At 40.4% G+C, this 16,790-nt stretch carries 14 protein-coding genes; 11 read left to right on the top strand and 3 right to left on the bottom strand.

The annotated features are described in order from the left end of the window. The first annotated feature begins 184 nt into the window (after positions 1-184). Entirely contained in the window at positions 185-1,009 is an 825-nt protein-coding gene (locus P3L56_RS12855) for a YwqG family protein (protein ID WP_048607526.1), read from the top strand. 154 nt (positions 1,010-1,163) lie between these two features. Then, positions 1,164-1,736 (top strand): UbiX family flavin prenyltransferase, encoded by a 573-nt coding sequence (locus P3L56_RS12850; protein ID WP_042844474.1) that lies wholly within the window; start codon positions 1,164-1,166, stop codon positions 1,734-1,736. 137 nt (positions 1,737-1,873) lie between these two features. Here the strand turns inward: P3L56_RS12850 and P3L56_RS12845 are convergent, their stop codons facing one another. After that, positions 1,874-2,782 carry a TIGR01777 family oxidoreductase gene (locus tag P3L56_RS12845; protein ID WP_166685189.1) on the bottom strand — a complete coding sequence of 303 codons (909 nt, stop codon included), beginning with the start codon at positions 2,780-2,782 and terminating at the stop codon, positions 1,874-1,876. 322 nt (positions 2,783-3,104) lie between these two features. On the opposite strand from P3L56_RS12845, the gene yfcD reads away from it, so the two are divergent. The 5 genes from yfcD to P3L56_RS12820 all read left to right on the top strand — a co-directional run bounded on the left by yfcD (position 3,105) and on the right by P3L56_RS12820 (position 8,382). Further along, the gene (gene yfcD, locus P3L56_RS12840; protein WP_042844471.1) at positions 3,105-3,650 is read left to right on the top strand and encodes an NUDIX hydrolase YfcD; all 546 of its coding nucleotides are present in this window, start codon (positions 3,105-3,107) and stop codon (positions 3,648-3,650) included. Between the two features lie 237 nt (positions 3,651-3,887). Next, a complete protein-coding gene (locus P3L56_RS12835; protein WP_272686054.1) occupies positions 3,888-5,123 on the top strand; it encodes a M24 family metallopeptidase in 1,236 nt (411 codons plus the stop codon). 19 nt (positions 5,124-5,142) lie between these two features. Further along, on the top strand, positions 5,143-5,340 hold the full coding sequence (locus P3L56_RS12830) for a DUF3311 domain-containing protein (RefSeq protein ID WP_048607520.1): 198 nt from the start codon (positions 5,143-5,145) through the stop codon (positions 5,338-5,340). After that, on the top strand, positions 5,337-6,782 hold the full coding sequence (locus P3L56_RS12825; protein WP_131680537.1) for a sodium:solute symporter: 1,446 nt from the start codon (positions 5,337-5,339) through the stop codon (positions 6,780-6,782). The genes P3L56_RS12830 and P3L56_RS12825 overlap by 4 nt, the downstream gene beginning before the upstream one ends. Positions 6,783-7,023: 241 nt before the next feature. After that, positions 7,024-8,382, top strand: coding sequence for a hypothetical protein (locus tag P3L56_RS12820; RefSeq protein ID WP_198860736.1), 1,359 nt, complete (start codon positions 7,024-7,026; stop codon positions 8,380-8,382). 222 nt (positions 8,383-8,604) lie between these two features. Here the strand turns inward: P3L56_RS12820 and pta are convergent, their stop codons facing one another. After that, positions 8,605-10,749: a phosphate acetyltransferase gene (pta, locus tag P3L56_RS12815; RefSeq protein ID WP_048607517.1), complete on the bottom strand. Its 2,145-nt coding sequence runs from the start codon at positions 10,747-10,749 to the stop codon at positions 8,605-8,607. A gap of 72 nt (positions 10,750-10,821) precedes the next feature. After that, positions 10,822-12,024, bottom strand: a complete 1,203-nt coding sequence (gene ackA / locus P3L56_RS12810) for an acetate kinase (protein WP_042844458.1) — start codon at positions 12,022-12,024, stop codon at positions 10,822-10,824. Between the two features lie 595 nt (positions 12,025-12,619). On the opposite strand from ackA, the gene yfbV reads away from it, so the two are divergent. The 4 genes from yfbV (at position 12,620) to P3L56_RS12790 (ending at position 16,654) form a co-directional block, all read left to right on the top strand. Beyond that, the gene (gene yfbV, locus P3L56_RS12805) at positions 12,620-13,075 is read left to right on the top strand and encodes a terminus macrodomain insulation protein YfbV (RefSeq protein ID WP_042844455.1); all 456 of its coding nucleotides are present in this window, start codon (positions 12,620-12,622) and stop codon (positions 13,073-13,075) included. A gap of 139 nt (positions 13,076-13,214) precedes the next feature. Continuing rightward, positions 13,215-13,709 (top strand): YfbU family protein, encoded by a 495-nt coding sequence (locus P3L56_RS12800; RefSeq protein ID WP_042845353.1) that lies wholly within the window; start codon positions 13,215-13,217, stop codon positions 13,707-13,709. A 352-nt stretch (positions 13,710-14,061) separates the two neighbouring features. Next, the gene (locus P3L56_RS12795) at positions 14,062-14,736 is read left to right on the top strand and encodes a sugar phosphatase (protein WP_198860735.1); all 675 of its coding nucleotides are present in this window, start codon (positions 14,062-14,064) and stop codon (positions 14,734-14,736) included. Between the two features lie 88 nt (positions 14,737-14,824). After that, positions 14,825-16,654: an SLC13 family permease gene (locus P3L56_RS12790; protein ID WP_048607515.1), complete on the top strand. Its 1,830-nt coding sequence runs from the start codon at positions 14,825-14,827 to the stop codon at positions 16,652-16,654. The last annotated feature ends 136 nt before the right edge of the window (positions 16,655-16,790 follow it).

The following is a 16,790-nucleotide window of genomic DNA, read 5'->3' as shown; positions in this document are numbered from 1 at the left end:
AGTTACCCAAGTTACCTACTTTTGTAGGCTCCTTGGGATAACTTCATTTGCCGTCTAGCTGTAACCGAAACTATTTAGAAAATTATAACGTTAAATGAAGGCGTAAGTTACAGTTATATCTGATTTAAAATGCGCAAAATTCGAGTAAACTAGAGGGACATTAACTGCCTATCTGGAGCTATATATGGCTGATTTCAACTCCCTTCCTGATGTGATTAAACCTTTCGTAGATAAAATCAAAGCCACTAAAAAATCCCTTGTTGAAATGACCTTAACCCCCGTTGAAGAATATGTGTGGTGGGAAAGCCGTGTGGGCGGAATGCCTTATTTGCCGCTTGGTGAAAAATACCCAACAAATAGTGAAGGGACACCACTAAAACTGCTTGCGCAAATTAACTTTGCACAAATGCCTAAGTTAGAAAATTACCCAGAAAAAGGGCTGTTACAGTTTTTTATTGGTGGAGATGATTTGTATGGGGCTGATTTTGAAGATAAGCAAAAACAAGAGGATTTTAGAGTTATCTATTGGGAAAATATTATTGAAGATATTAGCCAGTTAACACAAGATTTTTCCTCAGTAATTGCCGCACATACTGATGACTATTACACGCCCATCGACCATCAATATAGTATTGAATACACACCTGCAGAACAATACATTAGTATCGATGATTTCCAGTTCGGGCAGAAAATCCTTGGGGTTGATAACCTCTATGATTATGAAGAACAGTTTGAAGGTGAAGACTTCTATGATGAATGGGTTGAACCTTACAGTGATTCATTTGAATCGGGTGCGCACTGTATTGGAGGCTACCCATTTTTTACTCAATCTGATCCAAGAGAATATGAAGAAAATATCCAGCAATACGAACTATTACTGCAAATAAATACGGATTATGAAATCGGTATTATGTGGGGAGATATGGGCGTCGGTAATTTCTTTATTCACCCAGATGATTTGAAAAAAAGAGATTTTAGTCGAGTAGTGTATAACTGGGACTGTGGCTGATCACCAAAATCCTTAATATCCTATAGGCTTTTGTCGTGTTGGCAGCGCTTTTCTAACCAAGTTGTATATTCTTGGGATGGCTTCATTTGCCGCCAAGCGACAACTGGAAGCCTTTGGTATATAATCGCAAAAAAATCGCGAATTGGGCTGCTAAATGAAAAAACTGATCATCGGGTTAACTGGGGCAAGTGGTGCTATTTATGGCATTAGGCTGCTTGAAGTATTAAAACCTGTCAAAGGGATAGAAACCCATTTGGTGATGAGTGCAGCCGCACGGCAAACATTGGCGTTAGAAACCAAGTTTAGCGTAAAAGAAGTACAACAATTAGCTGACCATTATTATGATAGCCGTGATATTGCAGCGGCAATTTCATCAGGTTCTTTTCGTACTGAAGGGATGGTCATAATGCCTTGCACAATGAAAACCCTTTCTGGGATTGTGCACAGCTATACTGATACTTTGGTGACCCGAGCTGCGGATGTTGTACTCAAAGAAGGGAAAAAACTCGTCCTAGGGGTACGGGAAACGCCATTACATGTCGGCCACCTGCGTTTAATGGTGCAAGCGGCTGAAATGGGAGCCGTGATCATGCCCCCCATGCCTGCATTTTACCATCAGCCTGAAACTATTTTAGATATTGTTGACCAAACCGTTAACCGCGTTATCGACCAGTTTGATATTACCCTTGAACACGATTTATTTCATCGTTGGCAAGGAGCTAAATAATTTAGTACGGTAGTTATGCTTGGTTATTAAGTATTCTTGAGCCAAACATAACACTAGGGTCAGTATTAAGGTTAAAATTTTCCATCGAAATAGGTAAAAACCATTTCGTCTAGAGATATGAGTAGCGTTAAGAAGGGTTACCTTTCTTTGGAAACCAATAAGTCTTCTAATGCAATTTTTAATTCGATAAATTCGAACTGAAACCCCGCTTCTTCTAAACGTTTAGGTATGGCTTGCTGCCCACCTAATACTAAAGCCGCGGATTCGCCTAAAATAGTTTTGATCACAAAAGCAGGCGTGCGGACAAAAGAAGGGCGGTTAAGTACATCCCCTAAAACAGCAGTGAATTGGTCATTATGCACAGGATAAGGTGCAGTCATATTGAAAGGGCCTGAAAGTGTTGGAGTCGTCAGCAAAAAGTAAATCGCATTGACCATATCGTTGATATGTATCCATGGCATGTATTGTTTGCCGTGACCGATTGGGCCACCAGCCCCCATTTTGAAAATGGGCAGAATTTTACCTAGAACCCCACCATTGGGGGATAATACGAGGCCTGTACGTAATAAACACACGCGTGTTTTGTCGGACGCGGCATTTTCAGCAAGGGCTTCCCAATGTTGCGTGAGTTGATGGGTAAATTCGTCGTGGGGTTGTTCATCTTCTGTGACGACAGATTGGCCTTGATCGCCATAGTAACCCACGGCTGAGCCCGATAAAAAGACGCAAGGCGGTGTTTCACTAGCAGCAATCAGTTCAGCGAGTCGCTGGGTGATTTTCCAACGGCTATCACAAAGGCGTTTTTTCTGCTCATCAGTCCAGCGTTTTTCAGCAATAGGTTCGCCAGCTAAGTTAATGACGGCATCAAAGTCATTGAGATGATTGACGTCATTTAACGTTGTCCAACATTCAACAGCCTTACAAAAATGGCTATACACTTTTTGTGGCGAACGGCTCAATACTGTGACCTGATGACCAAGGGAAATGAGTTTTTGGACAAGAGGCGTACCAATGAGCCCCGTACCACCAGTGATGAGTATATTCATTTTTTGCACCCCTTAAAGCCTCGCCAATGATGAATGTTTACATTATCAATTTTATCGCTGTAATTCAGTGATTGTATGGTTTTTATTTTCTAACTATAGCATTTATAAACTAAGTTTGTGTATTCCGGCGACACGAATGTAAAAATATTGTTACCAATACACATCTTCTCGTCCGATGATCTTTTTTGTGATAGCAACTCAATGCAAATTCAGCTAGGATCGAAAACCGAATGTTAGTTAAAGCATATCTTGTATTGCCTTTTATTGCGGCAATCAATCTATGGCATAAGCTGTTTCAGGCAATTTTGAAAAGGTTTACAGGATGGAACAACAAACCGAAGTCGTTGAGTGGGTAGATATTGTTGATGAAGATAATATCGTGATTGCTCAGGCAACCCGTAGCCAAATGCGAGCTGAGAACTTACGCCACCGTGCAACTTACATTGTGGTGCATGATGGCATGGGGAAAATATTGGTGCAACGACGTACTGAAATTAAAGATTTTCACCCTGGTTTTTTAGATGCAACGGCGGGTGGCGTTGTTACACAAGGTGAGAATATTCTTGATTCTGCTAAACGTGAAGCCGAAGAAGAGCTGGGTATAGCAGGCGTGCCTTTTGCCGAGCATGGCCATTTTTATTTTGAAGATGAGCACTGCCGTGTATGGGGTGGGTTATTCAGTTGTGTGAGCCATGGCCCTTTTGCATTGCAAGAATCAGAAGTGGCTGAAGTGAGTTGGTTAACGGCTAAAGAAATCAGTGCCCGTTGTGATGAATTTACCCCTGATTCTTTAAAAGCACTTTCTTTATGGTTAACTCGTAATAACGAGTCTGAAAAAGCCATTACTTGTGCTGAAAACTCTCAATAAATAAGTTTTAAATTTTAAAAGGGCTATTTTATTTAGCTCTTTTAATTATTTCTATCATATTCAAATCGTTAGCAAGGTATATTTCTGACTAGTATATAATTATTAGTTATATAAAACTTGCACGTTACACGATGTATTCATTTCAACTCTAGATATAATATGATTGAGCTTCGCATTTATCGCTTGCGATATTATGTAATTGCTTGATGTATAAAATAACGCTTCGAGAGAATAAAAATGACAATTCATAAAGCAGACCTCCTTTTGAAACACCAACACCTTGAGAATGTAACAAACAAAGCACGTGAAATTATGGAGCGTGAAGGTATTGAAGCTTTAATTGCAACGGTAGGGGATAATTTTTATCACTTAACCGGTTTTGCCAGCTTCTTTATGTATACCTTTAGGCAGACTGGCTCTGCAATTGCTGTTATTTTTCGTGACCCTTCAATTGAATCTTTGGTGATCATGAATGAATTTGAAGCCGCAAATTTATCGCTTCAAATGCCAAATGCTAAAATTAAAACATTCCCAATATGGGTCGATGTTGACGATCCTTATAATCCTGATAACGGTAAAGTGGTAAAAGCACGGCCGATAAATAGCCCGATAGAAACCATTTTTACGCTCTTAAAAGAGGCGTTATCTGAAGCTGATATTTATGGTAAACCGGTTGCGATTGAACTAAACCAAATAACCCATATGGGAAAAACATGGTTAGATAAAGTTATCCCAAGCTTAAACTTAGTAGATTCATCCGCTTTATTTAATGAGTTGCGGATGATTAAAAGTGAGTGGGAAATTGCTCACCTAAGAAAATCTGCACAAATTACAGAGGCGGGGATCGCAGCAGCAAGCCAATTAATTAAAGTGGGATGCACCTCTGCGCAATTGACTGCGGCATTTAAAGCTAAAGTGATGGAATATCCAGAGACTAATTATAGTCGTTTTCACCTTATTTCAGTTGGCAGCGATTTCTCCCCGAAAATGTTACCCGATGACGTGCCAGCCAAAGAGGGTGATCTCATTAAATTTGATTGCGGGGTAGATGTTGCAGGCTATGGTGCTGACATAGCACGCACATTTGTCGTTGGTAAGCCGGATGAAAAAGTGAGCCGTATTTATCAAACTATTTTAAAAGGTCATCAATATATGCTAAGTCGCATAGCACCCGGCGTGGCATTAAGTGACGTTTTTAATGAGACGATGGCACTGATCCGTTCTTCAGGGTTACCGTATTATAACCGTGGGCACCTAGGTCATGGTGATGGGGTATTCGTTGGGTTAGAAGAAGCCCCTTTTGTGAGTGCAGCAACGACAGAAGTCTTTCGTGCTGGCATGGTAATGAGTTTAGAAACACCATATTACGGGATTGGTGTTGGCGGTATTATGATTGAGGATATGCTGCTAATTACTGAAGATGGTGTTGAGATGTTAAGCCATTTGCCTCGCGAATTGGTTTCATTAGGGTAAATGGAATAAGGAATTTTCTATGAAATGGTACCATTATTTAGTGATTTTCCCGATCCTAGCATTAACGGTGGGCATTTATTATGCTAACCAAGTAGAACCTTTTGTGATGGGGCTACCCTTTTTAATGTTTTGGATTGTTGTATGGGTGATTATTACCGCCTTAGTGATGTTACTGATAAATGTATTAGATAATAAAAATACTAAGGAAACATCATGAGCTCTGCGTTAATTATTATTACCGTTTTTTTCCTTTTTAGTATCTATCTTGCTATTCGGGCTAAAAAAGGGAAAACGATGGATCACGAAGGTTGGTCTGTCGGTGGGCGTAGTTATGGCGCTCTATTGGTTTTTTTACTGAGTGCAGGGGAAATCTACACAACATTTACTTTCCTTGGTGGGAGTGGTTGGGCATATGGCAAAGGCCCTGCTATTTTATACACATTAGCCGTCAATGCATTTATGGGGATCTTTTTATATTGGGTACACCCGAGAGTTTGGCGTTTTGCAAAAGATAATGATGTTAGGACAATTTCTGAATTATTTGCTAAAAAATACCAAAGTGCAGGCTTAGGGCTACTGATTAGCTTAATTTCTATTGCTGCAATGGTGCCTTTATTCGTTTTACAACTTAAAGGATTAGGCATTATAGTTTCTCAAGCATCTTATGGTGCTATCCCCGCAGATATGGCGATTTGGATTGGTATTATTGCTGTCACCTTATTTGTAATGATTTCAGGTATTCATGGCTCAGCTTGGACATCGGCACTTAAAGATTTAATGATCTTAATTGTAGTTGTGTTTATTGGTATTTATATTCCATTACATTACTACGGTAGTTTTGGTGAGATGTTTAAAGCCATTGATACTGCAATGCCAAGCTTCTTAACTTTCTCAGATACAGGGCTCAATATTCCTTGGTATATTTCGACGGTATTTCTGTCAGTGGTTGCTTATTTTTGCTGGCCTCATTATATGGCGGCGGTATTTACTGCAAAAGATGAAAAATCTCTGAAGCGAAATAGTATTTTAATTCCAGCGTACAGTTTGATTATGTTATTTGCTTTTTTTGTGGGTTACGCATCAATTCTACAAATTCCGCATCTTGAAGGAGCCGCTGTAGATTTATCCCTGTTTGAAATATCGAAAGAAACGTTTTCACCTGTTGTCGTTGGGTTTATTGGCGCAGCAGGGATGTTGACCGCTTTAGTGCCGGGCTCAATGTTGTTACTCACAACGTCTAACATGCTTGCAGGTGTGGTGCAAAAAGCACTAGGGGTGAGTGAGGAAAAACAACAATCAGGGATGTATGCACGTTTTATGGTGCCACTTGTTGCATTAGTGAGTCTGTATTTTATATTCCACAGTAATGACACGCTGGTCGCAATCATGCTATTAGGGGTTAATATTGTGGCACAGTTCTTCCCTGCGCTGCTGATGAGCTTTAAACAACATAATCCAATGACCCCTGCGGGTGCAATTTGTGGGATTATGGCAGGGGTGTTATTCCTTGCAGTGACGTATATTGAAAAAATTTCGTTAGCTCAATTGTTCCCATGGTTAGGGGAAGGCTTAAGCTATATGAATATTGGTATTGCTGCATTTATTCTGAATATTATTATTGCGTGTGCTGTGTCGGTATTTACGCGTAAAAAATTATAATTATTTTCATTGCTACAATTAAATGCCAGTTAAATAATTAACTGGCATTTAACATCTAAATTATTAATTGAGTTTTAATTTAAGTTTGGCATCAGTTTTAAACCTATTTTAAATAATGGTGCGATATTAAATTTGATGGTTTTATTTTGTTGTATAAACAAGGCTTAGCTTTATTATTAATTATGTCATCTGACAGTTTCTTATTTCCTTAATAGTAAACATTAATATGGAAGATATAATTATGCCAAATAATAAATCAGTTGAGTTATTAAAGAATCAGAAAGGAAAAGATAAGTGCCCACCTAATAAGCTAGCTTTATACACTAATATTAATTATAACAATTCAGAACTTGGCGATATTCTTCTTATCTCTCCCAACATTCAACTTGATCAACAAGAGTTAGCATCGTATGGGTTTGATGTTGGTCATCATGATGGGGTTTCTTGTGTTGTTAATAATATGGATCAGTCAGCCACTCTCGTTGCTGGGCTTAATCTTGATGGGGAAATACTCAAAGTCCTTGCGATGACATCAATCCCTTCTCTTGTTGATTACGGTTGGAATGATGCGACCCGCTCAGTGGTTTCTGCTCCCGTTGAACTAGTGGAGCTTGTGATATCGTCTCAAAATCCAGCTGAATTAAAATTAGGCCAACAAGAGCACTTTGAATTTAAAATAGAAAATAAAAGCGGTGTCGATGTCCCTGATGTAACGTTGGATATTACGTCTAAGAATAGTGGTGTAGTTGAAATTATTTCCTATCCTAATACGGTTAATCTCCCTGCAGGAGCCATAACGACAGTTGAGGTATTAGTCGATGGAAAGGGGCTGGGTAATACTGAGTTAAGCGTACGAATTAATACGCCAATCGGTTTTATTAATCAAAACAATAATACTTATAGTGTGACAGCAAAAGTGAATGGCGTTGTGAATTTAACACTGATGGTTGATAGGCAAGTTACTTTACTGAGGGGGATCACAAAGCGCATACCATTAAAGATCACTAATAAAAGTGAAATACCAGTTAATGGTGCTGTCATTGAAGCTGAATCAGAGAATGAATTACTTATGAGAGTGAGTGACATTGACCCGATAGTCAATATTGATGCAAATGATTCGACAGTGATTGATATCCCAATCAATACAAGTGCATCACGAGTGGGAAGCACACGGTTAATTTGCAGTATAACGCCTCCTGCCGGCTATGAAAATGAAGGCGACCATAATGTTAGTTCTAATATCATAGTCACTGCAGAAAAAGATTTAGAGGTCTTACAGAAATATCAGGCAAGTTGGGCTGGGGAAGGTGGTTATCTTTATAGTTATATGCTGACATTAATATCAGAAAATACACGGGTCACTTTATGGGAGTTATCCTTCCAATTACCTCCTGGAGCGAAAGTCTCCGAAAATTGGTATGAAAGCCAGAAAAATTGGTTAAATAAGAGGGAGTCTGGTGGGAATGTGATACTGAGTAATACTAGTGGGCATACAATTGACCCTGGTGTTGAACTCCCATTACAAATTCAGTTAGTTTATCCTAACCAAGCTGAAGCCTATGAATATATCTACAGCCTTCATCTTCGACAAATCAGATAAGGTGCTTCTCATTCAGTTAATACATGAGTATTGAGTGAGGGAATTTTCATTTGGTAGCTGTTTGTTATCTTGGTGAAAAACGGAATGTGTTGCACACATGTCATCATCAAGAATATATTTGCAAGCCGTATTGCGCTGCTATTAGAGATTAAATTTTTTTTATAAAAAAGCCAGTCAGTTGAAAGTAACCTGACTGGCTTTTTAACATCAATTATTTATTGATTAGGCATTTTCGTTTTGTACTGCTTGGATAGCAGTTAACGCAACGGTATAAACGATATCATCAACTAATGCACCACGAGACAAGTCATTGACTGGTTTACGCATACCTTGCAGCATTGGACCAATAGAGACTAAGTCAGCAGAACGTTGTACGGCTTTATACGTGGTATTACCGGTATTTAAGTCTGGGAAGATAAATACGGTCGCTTTACCTGCAACTGGTGAATTAGGCGCTTTGGATTTAGCAACATCAGCCATTACTGCGGCATCGTACTGCAATGGGCCATCAATCATCAGGTCTGGGCGTTTTTCTTGTGCTAAACGTGTTGCTTCACGTACTTTCTCAACATCACTACCAGCACCTGAATCACCTGTAGAGTAAGATATCATCGCAACGCGTGGGTCAATACCGAACGCTTTTGCAGAATCAGCAGATTGAATAGCGATTTCTGATAATTGCTCTGCAGTTGGGTCTGGGTTGATAGCACAGTCACCATAAACAAATACTTGTTCAGGTAATAGCATAAAGAAGACGGAAGAAACTAATGAACTGCCCGGTGCTGTTTTAATTAATTGCAGCGGTGGACGGATAGTGTTGGCAGTGGTATGGACCGCGCCTGAAACGAGGCCATCAACTTCACCTTTTTCAAGCATCAGTGTCCCTAGGACGACATTATCTTCGAGTTGTTCACGAGCAACAACTTCAGTCATACCCTTGTTCTTACGTAGCTCAACCAAACGAGCGACATATTCTTCTCGTACTTTGACAGGGTCAACAATTTCAATTCCTGTACCTAATTCAATACCCTGCGCTGCAGCAACACGACGAATATCATCAGGGTTACCTAATAAAATACATGTTGCGATCCCGCGCTCTGCACAGATAGAAGCCGCTTTGACTGTACGTGGCTCATCACCTTCAGGAAGAACGATTCGTTTACCTGCTTTGCGCGCTAATTCCGTTAATTGGTAGCGGAATGCAGGTGGTGATAAGCGATTAGGGCGCTCAGAATCTGCAACCAGTGATTCAATCCAATCACTGCTAATATGACGAGCAACGTAGTTTTGAATTTTTTCAATGCGTTCATGGTCATCTGCGGGAACTTCTAAGCTAAAACTTTGCAGATTCAAGGATGTTTGCCATGTATTGCTTTTTACCATGAAAACCGGCAGGCCCGTCTCAAACGCTTGTTCACACAGTTGACGGATTGGTGCATCGATATTGTAACCACCAGTGAGTAGTACAGCACCAATTTCAACACCATTCATCGCGGCAAGCGAAGCAGATACCAGTACATCAGGGCGGTCTGCTGAGGTCACTAATAAAGAGCCCGGGCGGAAGTGCTCAAGCATGTGCGGGATACTGCGCGCACAGAACGTGACTGATTTAACGCGACGAGTTTTAATTTCACCTTCGTTAACAATTTCAGCGCCTAAGTGTTTTGCCATATCAATTGCACGAGTGGCAATTAAATCAAAATTCCATGGAATTGAAGCGAGCACAGGTAAATTTAATGACGCTAACTGTTTCGTATCAAGATTAGCAACAGTTGCTTTGGTGGAGTCATCAAAAATTTCAGACAAATCAGGACGCGTGCGACCTTGCTCATCAACAGGTGCATTTACCTTATTAATGATAACACCGATAATATTTTTATTACGTTGACCACCAAACTCATTACGGACAAGTTCTAAACGCTCTTGCATTTGTGTAATGTTACTATTACCAGTAGCAGTAACGAAAACAATTTCAGCACCCAATGTTTTTGCAATTTCATAGTTTAATGATTGAGCAAATGAGTGCTTACGGGTAGGAACAAGACCTTCAATAAGAATAACTTCTGCATTTTTTGTGTGCTCATGATAACGAGCAACAATTTCTTCCATTAAGACGTCTTTTTTCGACGAGGTTAGCAGCGATTCAACGTATTCCATGTTTAATGGTTCAACAATGGTAGTAATACTTGAATGCGAACGAAGTACTTCGGTAGTTTGGTCTTTATTGCCAGAGACGCGTGGCTGTGCGATAGGTTTGAAAACGCTTAATTGAACACCTTTTTGTTCCATTGAGCGAACGACACCTAGGCTAACGCTAGTTAAGCCAACGCTGGTGCCAGTAGGTATTAACATAATTGTACGGGACACGGGAACCTCTTTATTTCGGTTACTCTAATGACAAAACGATACCGCCAGCAGGTTGCTGGCGGTAGAAGTTGCTTATGCGGTTAAACGCGCAGTATCTTGGGCAATAACCAATTCTTCATTGGTTGCGATAACCAGCGCTGGGCGGCTTTGATCGGTAGTGATTAAACCTTCTTTACCGAAGCGTGCCGCTAAGTTGCGTTCGTGATCATATTCGAAACCAAGGATTGCCAGTTTCTTCAAGGTGATTTCACGAACTTGTGCTGAGTTTTCACCAATACCACCTGTGAAGATGATAGCATCAAGGCGGCCTTCCATCAGTGCACTATATGCACCCACGTATTTCGCTAAACGATGGCAGAAAACATCCATTGCGCGAGTTGCGTCTTCTTGAGTGCCATAGTTGTCTTCAACATAACGGCAGTCGCTGGTCACGCCTGTTAAGCCAAGTAAACCTGATTCTTTAGTCAGCATTTTATTGATTTGTTCAACGCTCATACCTAAAGAATCATGTAAATGGAAAATGATTGCAGGGTCGATATCACCACTACGTGTTCCCATTACCAGACCTTCTAATGGCGTTAAGCCCATGGAGGTATCAACACATTTACCGTTAACAATCGCAGTCACAGAACCACCGTTGCCTAAGTGGCAAGTGATAACATTGAGCTCATCAACAGGCTTATTCAGTTTTTTTGCAGCTTCACGGGAAACATAGTAATGGCTTGTACCGTGCGCGCCATAACGGCGGATACTATGCTCTGAATAGAGTTCGTATGGCAATGCATACAGATAGGATTCTTGCGGCATGGTCTGGTGGAATGCGGTGTCAAAGACAGCAACATTTTTATTGACCAAGTGCGGGAATGATTTTCTTGCTTCTTCAATACCAATAAGGTGAGCAGGGTTGTGCAGTGGTGCGAATGGGATAGCCGCTTCAATACCGGCAATAACGTCATCAGTAATTAAAACCGAAGACGTGAATTTTTCACCACCGTGAACAATACGGTGACCGATAGAAGTGATCTGCTCTGACAACTCTGGTTTTTCAGCAAGAATGGTGTTAACAATGAAATCCAATGCTTCGCTATGCGCCGCACCAGCACCTAAAGGAGCTTCCTTTTTAGCACCGTCCATTTTCCACTTAATACGAGCTTCAGGGAGGTTGAAGCACTCCGCTAAACCGGATAAAAATTCATCTCCATTAGTCGGATCGATGATGGCGAATTTCAGTGAGGAGCTACCGCAGTTTAAAACCAGTACCAGCTTACTTGACATGGAAATACCTATCGTTAATTGTTGTTGTGAAGCCTTTCGAAAAACATGAAAAGACTCAGATTAAAAATATATTGCTAGAGCCTAGCGTATTTATGACCTGAAACATCATGATTGATATCATGTTAAAGGCGAAAAAGTTAAAGATCGTGAGACCTTTAGGGGTTGATAAAGCAGGCGCTATCCTTTTTTGCAAAGGCATATAAAAGTAAACCTCTGCACCTAGTGTTGAAATAACGACCAAAAACCCCAATATATATAACTGTTGTCTATCTTCAGTTTCGAAGATGGATAAAGCTACAAAGTAACAAATGCAACAGCAATTCTAAATGTGGCAGATTCTACTAAAATTATTTTATATTTTATACGTTTTTTTTAAAAATAGAGACTTTGATTGATTAAAATCATAAGTGACGTATAAAGTGGTGTTATAGCACAGGGTTATATTGCTATTAGAATAGCTGATATTTAGTAAAGTGACTTAACTTAAGGTAAATGTAATGAAATAATTTCGTTATCTTAAATGTGCTATCATTTTACCATGGTGCAATCTACAAATTATTGCCTCAGTTTTTCAGAAGTCGATAGGAAACGTTTCATGAGTACATTACAAAGTACACCGCCCGGTTTTTTTAAACGCTTTAGATTAGGTAACCGCTATCTGAAGACCTTTCCTATGGAGAAAAAACTGTCGCCAATTTTCCCCGAAATTCGTATCAACAAAGCAGTTCGCTTTGGTATTCGTTTTATGCCGCCCATTGCAATTTTTACATTAGCATGGCAAATCGCGTTAGGTGGGCAATTGGGGCCCGCCATTGCTACGGCTCTTTTTGCCTGTAGTTTGCCAATGCAAGGCCTATGGTGGTTAGGTAAACGTGCTGCGACGCCTCTACCATCTAGCTTGCTGAGCTGGTTTCATGAGATCCGTGATAAATTTACTGAAGCAGGAATTGCCATGGCACCGATTGAGCAGCAACCTGATTATATGGCGTTAGCTGACTTGCTAAAGCGCGCATTTAACCAATTAGATCGTTCCTTTATGGAAGATATTTAAGAGATGATTTCTATTAAAAGGTAGATTTAACAATAAGTAATGTAAAAAGGGTGTTTAGATCAATAAAAGTTGTGTTTTCACTGTCTATGATTAATGTTGAATGCGAAGATAAGCCATACTTTTTAGTGGGAGAACCATGATGGAAATGACTAACGCACAACGCTTGATCTTATCGAATCAATATAAAATGATGACCATGCTTGACCCTGATAATGCAGAACGTTATCGTCGTCTACAAACCATTATTGAACGTGGTTATGGGTTACAAATGCGTGAGTTAGACAGAGACTTCGGCCATTTAAGTGAAGACACCTGCCGTACTGTTATTGATATCATGGAAATGTACCATGCACTGCAAGTTTCTTATAGCAACATGGCTAACAAGGAAGAGATTGATGGCCGCCGTGTGCAGTTTTTGGGCTTTGATGCCGCAACAGAAGCACGTTATTTGAGCTACGTCCGCTTTATGGTAAATACAGAAGGGCGTTATACCCACTTCGACAGCGGGACGCATGGGTTTAACTCACAAACGCCAATGTGGGATAAATATGTACGGATGTTAGCGATTTGGCATGCCTGTCCACGCCAGTATCATCTTTCAGCGGTAGAGATTTCCCAGATCTTCAATGCTTAGTGCTCGTTGTATTTTGCGCTGTAGCGTTGTTGACTGCGTTCGGCTACTCGTCTCTGGTCGCTTAGCTACAGCACAAACTTCTTAGAGTAAATTTGTTCGTCATACTTCTACTTGGCGTCAAGGCGAATAATTTAGAGCAAATGAAATTAATAAGTATAAAAATTTCAAACTCAAACTCAAACTCAAACTCAAACTTAAATTAACATTTCTTTTCTGTTTTAACTCTCCAGTGCACTCAAATCTAAGTCATTAACGCAAATCTTGATTATTTTTGTTATTGAGGTTGCGCATTGGCGTCTATTTAGCGTTAACTAAGAGATAGAATCGATTCAAGAACAAGAAAGGGGTAGACGTGAAATTAAAGGCAAAAGGGTTTCTATTTGATTTAGATGGCACATTAGCAGATTCGCTCGCAGTGGTTGAGCGTTGTTGGTGTAAGTTTGGTGAGCGTATCGGTAAAAGTGCTGAGGAAATTATTAGCTATATTCATGGGAAGCCAGCATTAACCAGTTTACGTCATTTTTTACCCGATGCGACTGAAGAAGAGGTCATGGATTATTTCCGCTGGTTAGAGAAAATGGAAAGTGAAGATATGGAAGGGGTGGTTGCCTTGCCGGGGGCTGTAGCGCTATTAACGCGTTTAAATGAAATAGGTGCACCTTGGGCAATCGTGACTTCAGGAACAGTGCCAATCGCTCATGGTCGTCAGCAAGCAGCGGGTTTACCGGAACCAAAACACTGGGTAACCTTTGAAAAGGTAACTAAAGGTAAGCCAGATCCAGAGCCATTTTTATTAGGTTCAAATGTACTTTCTTTATCGCCAAAATCCTGTATTGCTTTCGAAGATGCTACGGCAGGCATTCATTCTGCACTTAGTGCTGGCTGCCAAGTCGTTGCAGTCCATGCGCCAGAAGAAATGGCCCGTCGTGATGAAATTAATGTAATCATCAATTCATTGGCACAAATTTCAGTTATGGGCCCCGACAATAATGGGGATTATGAACTTTTAGTGTCTAATTCGGATTAATGATGATCTAATCAAAGAAATTCTCCGTAAAACATGGTTAACTAAAGAAAAACTTTAGCAATGTATTTTTTCGTCGAAAGGGGATATTTTGAACGGAGAATTGCTGTGGGTATTAACCTTACTGTTGATCGCGATAGTTTTATTTACCACAAATAAAATCCGTATGGATGTGGTTGCGCTATTAGTGATTGTCGCTTTTGTTCTGAGTGATACTTTAACACTTGAGCAAGCAACGGCAGGGTTTGCTGACCCTAACGTACTATTGATTGCGGCTTTATTCGTTATAGGTGACGGTCTTGTCCGAACTGGCATCGCATATCAAATGGGGGATTGGCTTGTTCGCGTAGCAGGAAGCAGCGAAAGCAAGATGCTGGTTTTTTTAATGCTCACCGTTGCGGGGCTGGGTGCATTTATGAGTTCAACAGGGGTGGTTGCTATCTTCATTCCAGTCGTTCTCAGTGTTTCTGCCCGGATGAAAACTTCCCCAAGCCGTCTGATGATGCCACTTGGTTTTGCAGGGCTAATGAGCGGCATGATGACATTGGTTGCAACGCCTCCGAATATGGTTGTTAACAGTGAATTGGTTCGTGAGGGGATTGAAGGCTTTAAGTTTTTCTCAATTACACCTATCGGTATTCTGATTTTATTGGCGGGTATAGCCTATATGTGGGTTACACGTCGCTGGTTAGGAAGCAACGAGCCAGACAAACTCCCTGAACGCTATCAGCGTAGTTTTCGTGATTTAATTCGTGATTATAAATTGACTGGTAGAGCACGCCGCCTCGCTATTCGCAAAGGCTCGCCATTAATAGGCCATACCCTTGATGAATTACACCTACGTTCTCGCTATGAAGCAAACGTAGTGGGCATTGAGCGCTGGCGTAAATTCCGTCGTGTTATGGTCAGTGCGACAGGGGGGACGGAACTGCGCGAACGTGATGTTTTATTGGTTGATATTTCGGTCAGTGATGATGAGTTGCGGCAGTTTTGCAGTGAGCAATTACTTGAACCAATGATTTTACGTGGTGATTACTTTTCTGACCAATCCCGCGATGTAGGAATGGCTGAAGTTTCCATGAACCCTGATTCAGAACTGCTTGGTAAAACGTTAAGGGACATTAAATTTCGTACTCGTTATGGGCTTAACGTCGTCGGGATCCGTCGTGATGGTAAAGCATTGGATGGAAAGTTGGTTGATGAACCACTAAGACTTGGCGATATCTTGCTGGTAATTGGTGATTGGAAGTTAATCCGTATTTTATCCACTAAACCACGTAATTTTATTGTATTAAACCTTGCCGCGGAAGTAGAAGCAGTTGCGCCAGCGTCATCACAAGCTCCCCATGCGCTATTTTGCCTAGCCCTAATGGTGGCAATGATGGTGACTAATGAAATTCCAAACTTTATCGCTGCGCTGATTGCGTGTTTGTTAATGGGTAAATTCCGTTGTATTGATATGGAAAGTGCTTATAAGTCTATCCATTGGCCAAGTATTATTTTAATCGTAGGGATGATGCCGTTTGCTATAGCTTTACAGGAAACAGGGGGGATTGCCCTTGCGGTTGACGCGTTGATGAAAGTTGCAGGGGGGTTAGGCCCTCATGTGATGCTGTTATGTCTCTTTATCTTATGCGCTACTATTGGTTTGTTTATCTCAAATACTGCAACTGCGGTGTTAATGGCCCCTATTGCGATTGCTGCCGCACGTCAAATGGAAGTTTCACCGTTGCCATTTGCTATGGTAATTGGGATTGCGGCTTCAGCTGCCTTTATGACGCCAGTTTCATCTCCTGTTAATACATTAGTTCTTGGCCCCGGCGGATATAAATTTGCTGACTTTTTGAAAATGGGAGTGCCATTTACTATTATTGTTATGTTAATTAGTGTGGCAGTTATTCCGATACTATTTCCTTTTTAAGCTCATAGAAAATAATTTTAGCAAAAAGCTCTAATCTATATTAGCGCTTTTTGCTATTAAAATTAATGATATTTTTAATATTTAATATATTCTAAAAGAAATTTTTTTGTTGATATTCTCTGTAATTCAATACATT

The organism is Providencia sp. PROV024 (genome assembly GCF_032709665.1).
Taxonomy (GTDB): domain Bacteria; phylum Pseudomonadota; class Gammaproteobacteria; order Enterobacterales; family Enterobacteriaceae; genus Providencia; species Providencia huashanensis.
The sequence above is the reverse complement of the archived record's forward strand: the minus strand, read 5'-3'. Positions and strand labels throughout refer to the sequence as shown.